Raw genomic sequence first — 12,103 nt, 5'->3', positions numbered from 1 at the left:
CATACTGGCGACCATGCCAACCCCCGGCAACCCATGTATGCTCCTAGCATTCATGTCCTGAAAGGCCGTAGGGAGGCCAGAGGGCGGATCGCAACGGGGAGTGTCCGGTGACATCCACGATCACACTACTGGCGGCCTTGCTGCTGGCGGCCACTCTGGTGGCTCACCTGCCGATGCACTGGTGGGGCATTCGCAGCTGCGAGTTTCCCCGCCTGCAGATCGCCGCCCTCGCCCTGCTCTGCCTGGTTGCCACTCCACTGGTGGAGCCGCCCTGGTATTGGCTGGCCATGGTCTGCGGCCTTGTCACCCTGATGTTACAGGTCGTGCATATCCTGCCCTGGACCCGCCTGTGGCCGATACAGGTACAGCCGGCCCAGCCCGGCCATGAGGATCGCTGCCTGCGCCTGCTGGTCGCCAATGTGCTGACGCCCAACCGCAATGCCGAAGGGCTGGTCGCGCTCATTCATCAACATTCGCCGGATATCGTCCTGACCCTGGAGTCCGACGCCTGGTGGGAGCAGCAGCTCGACGAGGCCCTCGCCGATGACTGGCCACATGCCGTGCGCATCCCACAGGACAACCTCTACGGCATGCACCTCTACTCGCGCCTGCCGCTGCTATCGCCCCGTGTCGAACGACTGATTCAGGAGGATATTCCCTCCATCTCGACCGGGATCCAGCTGCGCTGCGGCGACAGCATCCACCTCTATGCGGTACATCCGCGCCCACCCGCTCCCAGCGAGAGCAAGGAATCCCTATGGCGCGACGCCGAGCTGTTGCTGGTGGGCAAACGGATTCATGCCGACCCCGGACCGACGCTGGTCGCCGGCGACCTCAATGACGTGGCCTGGTCGCGCACCACACGCAGCTTCTGTCGCGTCAGCGGCATGCTCGACCCGAGACGCGGCCGCGGTATGTTCAGCACCTTTCACGCCAGCTACCCAGTGATGCGCTGGCCGCTCGACCACGTCTTTTCCAGCGAACACTTCACGCTGAGCGTCATGCAACGTCTGCCCGGCTTCGGTTCCGACCACTTCCCGATCCTCACGACTCTCTGCTACCGCCCCTCACGTGCCGACGAGCACGACAACCCGCAAGCCGACAGCCAGGAGCATCAGGACGCCCGCGACACCATTCGCGAAGGACAGCTCAGGGAGCAGGAAGACTGAAGCTCGAAGCTCGAAGCTCGAAGCTCGAAGCTCGAAGCTCGAAGCTCGAAGCTCGAAGCTCGAAGCTCGAAGACAGCATGAACCCCGACGACATGGGGCCAAGGTTTTTCTTCCAGCTTCAAGCTTATGGCTTCAAGCTCCCGGCGGAGCCGGGCGACGCTCGCTTACTCGGGTATCCCGCCTCGGGTCAGGGCCGCGGGGTCGAGCAGGCGTTGCAGTTCTTCGCGGGATAGCTCGGTCTCTTCCTCCGCGACATCGATGATCGGGCGGCCGGCCTGGTAGGCCTGCTTGGCGATGGCCGCCGCGGCGTTGTAGCCGATCACCGAGTTCAACGCCGTGACCAGGATGGGATTGCGTGAAAGGGGGTCGCTCAGTTGATCCTCGCGTACCTTGAAGGTCGCGATGGCGCGATCCGCCAGCAGGGCGGAGGTATTGCTCATCAGTTGAATCGAGGACAGCAGGTTGTTGGCCACCATCGGCAGCATGACATTGAGCTGGAAGTTGCCGCTCTGCCCGGCCACGCTCACCGCAGTGTCCAGGCCGATGACCTGAGCGGCGGCCTGAGCGGCAGATTCAGGGATCACCGGGTTGACCTTTCCGGGCATGATCGAGCTGCCGGGCTGCAGGGCCTCGAGTTCGATCTCGCCCAGCCCGGCCAGTGGGCCGGAGTTCATCCAGCGCAGATCGTTGGCGATCTTCATGATCACGCAGGCCAGGCCGCGCAGCTGACCGGAAAGCTCCACGGCAGCATCCTGGGAGCCCAGGCTGGCGAAAAAGCTGTCATTGGGCGTCAGCGACAGACCGGTGCGCTCGCTGAGCTGTGCCGCCATGCGCTCGGCAAACTCCGGATGCGCATTAATGCCAGTGCCCACGGCCGTGCCCCCCTGCGCCAGACGGCAGAGTCGCGTCATGGCACTGTCGAGGCGTTCGATGGCCTGGCCCACCTGACTCGACCAGGCACCCAGTTCCTGACTCATGCGCAATGGCATGGCATCCATGAGATGCGTGCGCCCGGTCTTGACCACCCCGTCGAGTTCGACGGCCCGCTTGTCGATCGCCTTGCGCAGATACTCGAGTGTGGGACGCAGTTCCCGGGTCACTTCCAGCGCCGCAGAAAGGTGGAGCGCAGTGGGAATGACATCATTGCTCGACTGCCCCATGTTGACGTGATCATTGGGGCCGACTTCCAGGCCTTCGCTACTCGCCAGATGGGCCAGCACCTCGTTGACGTTCATGTTGCTCGAGGTGCCTGAGCCGGTCTGGAAGACATCCACCGGGAACTGATCGTCATGCTGTCCGTCGATGACGGCTTCCGCCGCCTCGACGATGGCGTCGGCGCGTTGCTCATCGAGCAGCCCCAGGTCCTGATTGACGCGGGCCGCAGCGCGCTTGATGTGCGCGATGGCATGGATGAAGGCCGCCGGCATGGCCTGCCCGGATACCGGAAAGTTATTGACGGCTCGCTGGGTCTGGGCGCCGTAAAGCGCCGTCGCCGGCACCTCCAGTTCGCCCATGCTGTCCCGCTCGATGCGTGTATCGGTCATCTTCGCCTCCTTGTCGACAGAGTCTCCGCTCACCATGGCGCTGGCCGGGCGAGCATGCAAGGTCTTTGATAACGCGTCCCGACGGCATGCCCCGGTGCCCGGCCCCGGGCACAGGCATATCGAGAGCGAGCCCACCCGCCCCTTCAGCGGGAACGCCGTGTGAAGCGACGAAAGAAATTCTTCGGCCTATGTTGCAATGCACAAAAAGCACTGCTATTGTGCATTGCAACATCAACGCGAAGGCATCGGCGAATCGCCCAGGCCTTCAACGAAGACCGACCCCAGGAGGGTTCACACGATGCGCGATTTCAACACCCAACAGTTTAGCGAGCAATTCGAGTCTCTGTTCTTTGGCCCGGCCCGCGCCTATGCGTCGCTGTCCGTGGACTTCACCGAGAAGATGCTGCGCGCCCAGATGGACGCCGGCCAGGCCTATACCGAGACCGGTATTGCTCAGCTTCGCTCGCTGATCGACGTCAAGGATGCCGAAGGCCTGCGTAGCTACATGGAAGGCCAGCAGAAGGTCGCCAAGGAGCTTACCGAGCGCTTCAAGGGCGACGCCGAAAAGGTCGTCTCCATGCAGCAGGACTTCGTTCAGGAAAGCCAGAAGCTGACCGATGCCAACGTCAAGCAGGCTTCCGAGTCCGTCGAAAAGGCCACTCGCAAGGCCTGAATCCGGCCTCGTGCGTGACGATGAAAGGCTACCGCTACTGGCGGTAGCCTTTTTGCGTTAAGCTCTCCTGGCACACAGGGCCCCAGCCACCAGGAGACTTCATGCGACACCTCTTCTTGGGACTTTCCCTCGCCATGCTACTCGCCGGTTGCCAGATGGCCCCCTACTCCGGCGAGACGCAACGCGACGAGTCCATCGAGATCTCGGACGTCAACCGGGGTACTGACAGAGCAGAAAGCGCCGAAGCCGATACCCCGCCGTCCGACCGCGGGCGGGTAGCGCGCCAGGTCGACTTTCCCGAGGATCAGTATGCTTCCCTGGAAAAGTCCGGCTCTGCCGCTCTCAGCGGGCGACTGACACTCGATACGGCATCAGGCACGGTCGTCGGCGCCGGCGAAACCATCTCGGTCGCGCCGATCACGACCTATTCGGCGGAAGCCGCCGAGCAGGCCCTCGCCGGCCGCGCGGTCGAACGGGCCGACCCTCGGGCGCGCGCCTATACCCACACTACCCGCACCGACAGCAACGGCTATTTCACGCTGCGCGGCCTGCCCAGTGGCGATTTCTATGTATCCGGCAGCCTGGTCAACCCATCCAGCGGTCAGCGCCAGGTCGTTATTCACGAAATCAGCCTGGGCAAGGGACAGCACCACGAGATCGACTTGAACCGCTAAGGTCCGCTGGCCCCCGACCCTCACCGTTGGCCAGTTACCAGCCCAGCGCCTGCTTGACGAACGGAATCGTGAGCTTGCGCTGGGCAGATAGTGAGGCTCGGTCGAGGGTCTCCAGCACTTCGAACATCGATTCCAGATGCCGTGGGCCACGGTGCAGAATATAACGCGCGACCTCATCGGAAAGTTGCATGCCGCGCCCCCTGGCACGCAGTTGCAAGGCCTCGAGGCGCCCCTGGTCATCCAGGCCGGGAACCTGGAACGTCATGCCCCAGGTCAGCCGCGAGGCCAGATCCGGCAACTGGACCGACAGCTGGCGTGGTGGTGCGGAAGCGGCCACGACAAGGCGTCGCCCGCCATCACGCAGACGATTGAAGGCATGGAAGAGCGCCTCTTCCCAACGCTTGCGCCCCACGACCCTGTCCAGGTCATCGATGGCCACCAGGTCGAGCCGTTCGACCTCCTCGAGCATCAGGGGCGGGAAGTGGCCGAGCTCTTCGAGGGGCAGATACAGGGATCGCCGGTCCTGGTCGGATGCCGCGTGACAGGCCGCCTGGAGCAGATGACTGCGCCCGACGCCATCGCCTCCCCAGATATAGACGAAGGGTTCCCCGGCGGCCTCGAGCTGCCGCTTCAGGCAAGCCACCAGGGTGGCATTGGGCCCCGGATGGAAGTTGGCGAAAGTGGCGTCGTCACGCAGCCCCACTCCCAGTGGCAGCTGCGCGGGTGCTCGGCTCATGGAGACTCCTCGTCGGATACGGACCGCTCTGCATCATACAGCGAGCTGTTTTTATAGCGATCATGCAGATAACGCAACACCACCATGACCATGGCCGCCACGGGCAGCGCCAGCAACACGCCGGTGAAGCCGAACAGCTGACCACCGGCCAGGACGGCAAAGATCACGGCGACCGGATGGAGGCCGATCTTGTCGCCGAGCAACTTGGGTTGCAGGACGATACTCTCGACGAACTGACCGAAGCCGAATACCGCGGCCACACCGACCAGCATCCACAACTCGCCGGACTGAAAGAACGCCACCAGGCCGGCCACCGAGATCCCCACGATCACGCCGAGATACGGCACGATGCTGGCCAGGCCGGATAACAGGCCGATCAGCAGACCGAACCTGACACCCAGCAGCGTCAAGCCAATGGCATAGATCACGCCCAGGCACAGCATGACGATCAGCTGGCCACGCAAGAAGGACGACAGTACCTCGTCGCATTCCGCAGCCAGGCGCGCCACGGTCGGCTCCCAGCGGCGTGGCAGCACGCTGCGCACCTTGGCCACCAGGTCGTCCCAGTCGAGCAGCAGGTAGAAGGTCACCACCGGAATCAGCGCCAGGTTGCCAATCATGGCGACCAGAGCCATGCCGGATTTGGACACCTTGGCCAGCAGGGTGGCTGCCAGGGTCCCGGTCTCCTTCCAGTTGTCGACCAGGGTCTGGCGCATCTGATCGAAATCGGTACTCAGGTCCAGGCCGGTCGCCGAACGCACATGCGGCACCACCGTGCTCTGCACCCAGCCCAGGATAGCCGGTATCGATTCGATGAACTGGCCCAGCTGACGGCCCAGCACCGGAATCACCAGCACCAGGCTGAGGCTGATGACCAGGATCAGCAGCAGGAATACCACCGAGACCGCCAGGCGCCTGGATAACCCCCGTTCCTCTAGCCGGTCGGCGAGCGGGTCGCCGAGGTAGGCCAGTACCATGCTGACAAAAAACGGCATCAGCACCGGCTCGATGCTGATGAAAAACCACAACCCGATGGCCGCCAGTATGGCGACGATCCAACCCTGTCTACGCATCCTGCTCTCCCTGTGCGATGCCTGATGTGGCGGTGCGTGCCACGCCTGGTGATGCTACAATCTGCGACCCATATTGCCCACCGCGACGCGCTGGCGCCAGTCAACGAGCGGATCGCGGGTCGCGCCCTTCGACAGCAATGTTCATAACAGGACAGGTCATGACCGATTCCACCCAGCGCCCGCACGGCGCATCGCTCAGCTACAAGGATGCCGGCGTCGACATCGACGCCGGCAATGCCCTGGTCGACCGCATCAAGGGCGTCGCCAAACGCACCACGCGTCCCGAAGTCATGGGCGGACTGGGCGGCTTCGGCGCCCTCTGCCAGCTGCCGAGCGGGTATCGCGAGCCGGTGCTGGTCACCGGCACCGATGGCGTCGGCACCAAGCTGCGCCTGGCCATGGACCTGGGGCGTCACGACACCATCGGCATCGACCTGGTGGCCATGTGCGTCAATGACCTGGTGGTCGCCGGTGCCGAACCCCTGCTGTTCCTCGACTACTATGCCACGGGTCAGTTGAATGTCGACATCGCCGCCGACGTGGTCACCGGCATCGGTCAGGGCTGCGAGCAGGCTGGCTGCGCCCTGGTCGGTGGCGAAACCGCCGAGATGCCGGGCATGTATGCCGGCAACGACTATGACCTGGCCGGCTTCTGCGTCGGCGTCGTAGAAAAGGACGCCATCCTCGACGGCCAGGCTGTCGGCGAAGGCGACGTACTGCTCGGCATGACGTCCTCGGGGCCACACTCCAACGGCTATTCGCTGATCCGCAAGATCCTCGAACTCAACGCGACCTCGCTGGATACCGCGCTCGACGGACGCGCCCTGGGCGATGCCCTGATGGCACCGACCCGCATCTACGTCAAGCCGCTGCTGTCGCTGCTCAAGGAGACCGATATCCCGGTCCATGCCCTGTCGCACATCACCGGCGGCGGCCTGCTGGAAAACCTGCCGCGCGTGCTCCCCGAGGGTGCTGCAGCACGCATCGACACCAGCAGCTGGCAACGTCCCGCGGTGTTCGACTGGCTCAAGCAACACGGCAACGTCGACGAACACGAGATGCATCGAGTCCTCAACTGCGGCATCGGCATGGTCCTGGCCGTCCCCGCCGAACGTGCCGACCAGGCGCGCGCCCACCTCCAGGCCCAGGGCGAGACGGTACACCGCATCGGCCAGATCGTGGCGCGTGGCGAGGACGACGAAGTAGTCCAGCTGGAGAACCTGAACGAATGAGCGACACCGACTACCCGAGCGACACGCTCCAGGACTTCACCCCCGAGCCCGCCGACGCGCGGCGTATCGTGGTGCTGATTTCCGGTACCGGCAGCAACCTGCAGGCCTTGATCGAAGCCCAGGAACATGACCGCCTGGGCGGTGAGATCGTCGCCGTGGTCTCCAACCAGGCGGATGCCCAGGGCCTCAAGCGCGCCCGCGATGCCGGCATCGATGCGGTCGCCCTGCCGCATCGCGAATACGAGAGTCGCGAGACCTTCGACGGCGCGCTGATCAAGGTCATCGAACGCCATGAACCCGACCTGGTCGTGCTGGCCGGCTTCATGCGCATTCTGACACCACGCTTCGTACAGCGCTTCCTGGGCCGGATGCTCAACATCCATCCGTCGCTGCTGCCGGCTTATCAGGGCCTGCATACCCATGCCCGGGCACTCGAGGACGGCGTGAGCGAACATGGCTGCAGCGTCCATTTCGTCACCGAGGAACTGGACGGCGGGCCGGTCGCCCTGCAAGCCGCGGTCCGCGTCGACGCCGACGATGGCCTGGAAAACCTCAAGGACAAGGTACAGGCTCGCGAACACCTGATCCTGCCGATCGCCGTCAACTGGTTCCTGGAAGGCCGCCTGCAACTGACCGGCGACCACATCACCATGGACGGCATCAGTCTGCCCCCCACCGGCATGCGACTCTCCCACGAAGACGCCGCCGAGGAGTTGGACGAAGGACTCTAGGAAGAAGGAAGAATGAAGAATGAAGAATGAAGAAGGAAGCTTACGACCGACCACAGTGGTGTCAGGGTTTTCTTCCCTCTTCAAGGCGCGCAGCGCCGTTCTTCCCTCTTCATTCCTGGAACGCTCGCAGCGCCGTTCTTCGCTCTCCAGGCGACGCCAGCCGCGCTCTTCAAGCTTATAGCTCCCGGCCGAAGGCCGGGCCGGTATCAGGTCCTCGGCAGTGTCACGCCGCGTTGCCCCATGTACTTGCCGCCGCGGTCCTTGTAGGAGGTCGAGCAGACCTCGTCGGATTCCAGGAAGAGCATCTGCGCCACGCCTTCATTGGCGTAGATCTTCGCCGGGAGGTTGGTGGTGTTGGAGAACTCCAGGGTCACATGGCCTTCCCACTCGGGTTCGAGCGGGGTCACATTGACGATGATACCGCAGCGGGCATAGGTCGACTTGCCCAGGCAGATGGTCAGCACGCTGCGCGGGATCCGAAAGTACTCGATGGTCCGCGCCAGAGCGAAGGAATTGGGCGGGATCACGCAGACATCCCCCTTGACGTCGACGAAGCTTTTTTCATCGAAGCCCTTGGGGTCGACGACCGCCGAGTGGATGTTGGTGAACACCTTGAATTCATCGGAACAGCGCACGTCATACCCGTAACTGGATGTTCCGTATGAGATCACCCGCTGGTCGTTCACATAACGCACCTGATCGGCTTCGAAGGGCTCGATCATGCCGTCGCTTGCGGCCATGCGGCGTATCCAGTGGTCTGATTTGATGCTCATGGGAAGGTCCTGCCGGGTAAAGGGTGAAGGTCCCGGCCGCTCACGGCCGGGCGCCGCACATGATAGCCGTCGCGGCGCCCGCCGTCACGACCTTCACTCGCTGAACGAGATCTCCGGGCCATCATCCACCGGCTTGCCGAGCTGCTCGGCCACCTGGCGCGCCATGTCGCGGAAGGTATGCGTCACCTCACCATCGGGCTCGGCTACCACGGTGGGATTGCCGCCATCCGCCTGTTCGCGAATGCCCAGGGTCAGCGGCAAGCGGCCCAGCAGGCGGGTGTCATATTCCTGGGCGATCTTCTCCCCACCTCCTTCGCCGAAAATCGGCTCGCTGTGCCCGCATTGGGTGCAGACATGCAGGCTCATGTTCTCGACCACACCGAAAGACGGCACATTGACCTTGCGGAACATCTCGATGCCCTTGCGCGCATCCAGCAGGGCAATGTCCTGTGGCGTGGTGACGATCACGGCACCATCTACCGGTACCTTCTGCGCCAGCGTCAGCTGAACATCGCCGGTACCGGGCGGCATGTCGATGAAGAGGACATCGAGATCATCCCAGACGGTCTGCGTCAGCAGCTGCTGAAAGGCCCCGGCAACCATGGGCCCACGCCACACCGTGGGTTCACGAATATCCACCATGAAGGCCATGGACATCGTCTGCAGCCCGTGGGCCTGCAGTGGCTTGAGGCGTTTTTCACCGGCCGTCTCGGGCCGCGCATCATCGGCAACCCCCAGCATGCGAGCCTGGCTGGGCCCATGGATATCGGCGTCCAGCACGCCCACACGATAGCCTTCGGCCGCCATGGCCAGTGCCAGGTTGGCGGTCACGGTGGACTTACCGACGCCCCCCTTGCCGGATGCCACGGCAACAATATGCTTGACCCCTTCGATCACGACTCGCTCCTTTCAATGCTTGGGGCCGGCCCCTGCAAGGGCCGGAACATCGACCAGTATACCTGCCACCAGAAGGCGGCATGCAATCTTGCGGGATGCCTGAAAACGACGAAGGGCGCGCCATGAGCGCGCCCCTCGAGCCGCCTCGGGACCCGACGTCAGACTTCCTGAGCCGATTCCTGTTCGCGGTTGCGAGTCGAGGCCTCGTCTTCGGATGGCGCCGCATCGGGCTCGCTGGAAGACGCCGAGGCATCACTGCCGGACTGGCTATCGCCCTGCTCGCCCGCGCTGGACTCGCTGGAAGACGCCGAGGCATCACTGCCGGACTGGCTATCGCCCTGCTCACCCGCATCGGACTCGCTGGAAGACGCCGAGTCATCACTGCCGGATTGGCTGTCGCCCTGCTCGCCCGCATCGGACTCGCTGGAAGACGCCGCGGCATCACCGCCGGACTGGGTGTCGCCCTGCTCGGCCGCATCGGACTCGCTGGAAGACGCCGCGGCATCACTGCCGGACTGGGTGTCGCTCTGCTCGGCCGCATCGGACTCGCTGGAAGACGCCGCGGCATCACCGCCGGACTGGGTGTCGCTCTGCTCAGCCGCATCGGACTCGCTGGAAGACGCCGCGGCATCACCGCCGGACTGGTCATCACTACCGAGGTCAGAGAGCCTGTCCCGCCATGCGGCCAGATCGCTTTTCAGGCTGGCCAGTTGCTGACTACGGGTATCGACCTTGTCTTTCAGATTTGCCAGTTCTTCGCGGCCAGCTTGCAGGTCGCCCTTGACGCTTTCGAGTGCCTGACTGGCCTCATCACGCTGCGCTTGAAGCTGCTTGCGCTCTGCGGTGAGACGCTCAATCGTAGTGCTTAACTCTTTATGCTGCTGCTCCAGCTCGGCTATCTGTTTGCTGAGACCAGCCTTCTTCTCTTCGGCCTGCTGGCGCGCTGCCACGGCCTCGTCACGAGCCGCCTGGGCTTCATCACGAGCCTGCTTGGCCTTGTCGAGTTCCTGTTGCACGCTGGCCAGGGATGCCTGGCGCTCTTCCAGCTTCTTCTCGGCCTCATTGACCTTGGCCTGAACCGGCTCCAGAGCAGCGTTGGCTTCTTCCAGCTTAGCCCGTGCTTGCTTCACCTGGGATGTCACCTTGTCGAGCTCTGTCTGAGCGGCCTGGCGCTGCTGCTCGAGTTCTTGGGTGCGGACCTTGAGCGCTTCGACTTTGTCCTTGGCCGCTGCCTGTTCAGCCACCTGATTCTGCAGCGTCTGATTCTTGGACTGCACAGACTCGAGCCGGGACTGCATCGCCTGCAGCGCCTCATCACTGGAGCTGGCACTGGACTGGGCAAACACCGCCCAGACCACGCCGACCACTGCCACTGCAGAAATGGCCTTGACGCGGTTGTCCTGAAAAAGCTCTCGCATGGAACTATCTGACATCGGCTTTCTCCCCGTTATGGGTCGATGTGTGTGGCAGGGTCAAGTCCTGAACCCTACAGCATGGATCCTATCAACATATACACCCCGACTTGCCCGTTGCTCAACCTTTCGCCAATACCAACCCAGACACGCCGCGGAGTACCCAGCAATTGACGGGTATTGCGAGGAACAGCGTATCATACTCGCAGACTCCCGGCGGATACGGCCATGACAAAGGCTTCAACAGTAAAAGACAGGCACCGTCCCGGCGTGCTCCTGCATCGTGGGGCCCGCTTTGCCTGGCGCGTGCTGACCGCCTTCCTGGGCAACCGCGGGATCCTGCTGGCGGGTGGCGTCGGCTACAATGTACTGTTGTCGATCGTGCCGTTGTTTGCTTTGCTGGTCGTGCTGCTGGCCGGTGTGGTCGATGAACAACAGCTCATGGGTGTGCTGGCCATTCAGGTACGCCACCTCACCCCGGCCTATGCCGAGGTGGTCCTGGATGCCGTGCGTTCCCTGCTGGATTCTCGAGATGCCATCGGTGTGCTCGGCATTCCCGTACTGCTGGTCTTCAGTTCCTTCGCCTTTCGCATGCTCGAGGACGCCCTGGCGATCATCTTTCATGCCTCGGACACCCATGCCGGCCGTTCGGTCTGGGTCTCGGTGCTAATGCCCTATGCCTTCATGCTGGTGCTCGGCGCCGCCCTGTTGAGTCTGACGCTGATGGTCAGCCTGGCCAATACCGTCAATACCGTCTGGATGGCACTGCTGGGCCGCGAGCTTCCGCTGGCGGGGCTGTCCGGCTCGATGCTCAACCTGACCAGCTTCATCGGCGTATTCCTGCTGTTCAGTGCCATCTACAAGGTGCTTCCGGTGGTGCGCATTGCCATTCATCGCGCCCTGATCGGCGGCTTTGTGGCCGCCTTGATGTGGGAAGGCGCGCGCCTGCTGCTGGTCTTCTATTTCACCAACCTGTCGTTCGTCAACGCCGTCTATGGCTCCCTGGCGACCCTGATCGTCATCCTGCTGATCCTCGAGGTCGGCGCCATCATCCTGCTGCTCGGTGCCCAGGTGATTGCCGAGCTGGAACGCAACACCCGGCTCGGCCTGCCCTGGCATGTCGACTCGCGTCATCAGGCCGTGACTCGCGTAAACTAAGCTTTAGTCTGAAAGTCGACGAGACTGCTGA

The 12,103-nt window shown here is 63.4% G+C and carries 12 protein-coding genes; 6 read left to right on the top strand and 6 right to left on the bottom strand.

All coding sequences use genetic code 11. From position 1 onward, the window contains the following. Positions 1-107 precede the first annotated feature (107 nt). Positions 108-1,169: an endonuclease/exonuclease/phosphatase family protein gene (locus tag HHA01_RS04550; RefSeq protein WP_246053813.1), complete on the top strand. Its 1,062-nt coding sequence runs from the start codon at positions 108-110 to the stop codon at positions 1,167-1,169. A gap of 164 nt (positions 1,170-1,333) precedes the next feature. Here HHA01_RS04550 and HHA01_RS04540 read toward each other — a convergent pair whose 3' ends face one another. Then, on the bottom strand, positions 1,334-2,713 hold the full coding sequence (locus HHA01_RS04540; protein ID WP_141318192.1) for a class II fumarate hydratase: 1,380 nt from the start codon (positions 2,711-2,713) through the stop codon (positions 1,334-1,336). A gap of 298 nt (positions 2,714-3,011) precedes the next feature. On the opposite strand from HHA01_RS04540, the gene HHA01_RS04535 reads away from it, so the two are divergent. Together HHA01_RS04535 and HHA01_RS04530 are read left to right on the top strand one after the other, a co-directional pair. After that, a complete protein-coding gene (locus HHA01_RS04535; RefSeq protein ID WP_141318190.1) occupies positions 3,012-3,386 on the top strand; it encodes a phasin family protein in 375 nt (124 codons plus the stop codon). 101 nt (positions 3,387-3,487) lie between these two features. Further along, positions 3,488-4,060: a carboxypeptidase-like regulatory domain-containing protein gene (locus tag HHA01_RS04530; protein ID WP_141318188.1), complete on the top strand. Its 573-nt coding sequence runs from the start codon at positions 3,488-3,490 to the stop codon at positions 4,058-4,060. Between the two features lie 34 nt (positions 4,061-4,094). Here the strand turns inward: HHA01_RS04530 and hda are convergent, their stop codons facing one another. After that, entirely contained in the window at positions 4,095-4,796 is a 702-nt protein-coding gene (gene hda, locus HHA01_RS04525) for a DnaA regulatory inactivator Hda (RefSeq protein ID WP_141318186.1), read from the bottom strand. Continuing rightward, positions 4,793-5,869, bottom strand: coding sequence for an AI-2E family transporter (locus HHA01_RS04520; RefSeq protein WP_141318184.1), 1,077 nt, complete (start codon positions 5,867-5,869; stop codon positions 4,793-4,795). Before HHA01_RS04520 ends, hda begins: the two co-directional genes overlap by 4 nt. A 158-nt stretch (positions 5,870-6,027) precedes the next feature. On the opposite strand from HHA01_RS04520, the gene purM reads away from it, so the two are divergent. Both purM and purN read left to right on the top strand, forming a co-directional pair. Next, the gene (purM, locus tag HHA01_RS04515; protein ID WP_141318182.1) at positions 6,028-7,101 is read left to right on the top strand and encodes a phosphoribosylformylglycinamidine cyclo-ligase; all 1,074 of its coding nucleotides are present in this window, start codon (positions 6,028-6,030) and stop codon (positions 7,099-7,101) included. Next, positions 7,098-7,832 (top strand): phosphoribosylglycinamide formyltransferase, encoded by a 735-nt coding sequence (gene purN, locus HHA01_RS04510; protein ID WP_141318180.1) that lies wholly within the window; start codon positions 7,098-7,100, stop codon positions 7,830-7,832. Before purM ends, purN begins: the two co-directional genes overlap by 4 nt. Before the next feature lie 206 nt (positions 7,833-8,038). Here the strand turns inward: purN and dcd are convergent, their stop codons facing one another. From dcd to HHA01_RS04495, 3 genes are all read right to left on the bottom strand, one after another. Further along, positions 8,039-8,605: a dCTP deaminase gene (gene dcd, locus HHA01_RS04505; protein WP_141318178.1), complete on the bottom strand. Its 567-nt coding sequence runs from the start codon at positions 8,603-8,605 to the stop codon at positions 8,039-8,041. Between the two features lie 93 nt (positions 8,606-8,698). Continuing rightward, on the bottom strand, positions 8,699-9,499 hold the full coding sequence (apbC, locus tag HHA01_RS04500; protein WP_170214835.1) for an iron-sulfur cluster carrier protein ApbC: 801 nt from the start codon (positions 9,497-9,499) through the stop codon (positions 8,699-8,701). Positions 9,500-9,660: 161 nt separating this feature from the next. Then, entirely contained in the window at positions 9,661-10,935 is a 1,275-nt protein-coding gene (locus tag HHA01_RS04495) for a coiled-coil domain-containing protein (protein WP_141318174.1), read from the bottom strand. A 207-nt stretch (positions 10,936-11,142) separates the two neighbouring features. Here HHA01_RS04495 and HHA01_RS04490 point away from each other — a divergent pair, with 207 nt between their 5' ends. Continuing rightward, complete coding sequence (locus HHA01_RS04490; RefSeq protein ID WP_141318173.1) at positions 11,143-12,072, top strand: YihY/virulence factor BrkB family protein; 930 nt, start codon at positions 11,143-11,145, stop codon at positions 12,070-12,072. The last annotated feature ends 31 nt before the right edge of the window (positions 12,073-12,103 follow it).

Origin of the sequence: Halomonas halmophila, from assembly GCF_006540005.1 — a bacterium.
Classification (GTDB): Bacteria; Pseudomonadota; Gammaproteobacteria; order Pseudomonadales; family Halomonadaceae; genus Halomonas; species Halomonas halmophila.
The sequence above is the reverse complement of the archived record's forward strand: the minus strand, read 5'-3'. Positions and strand labels throughout refer to the sequence as shown.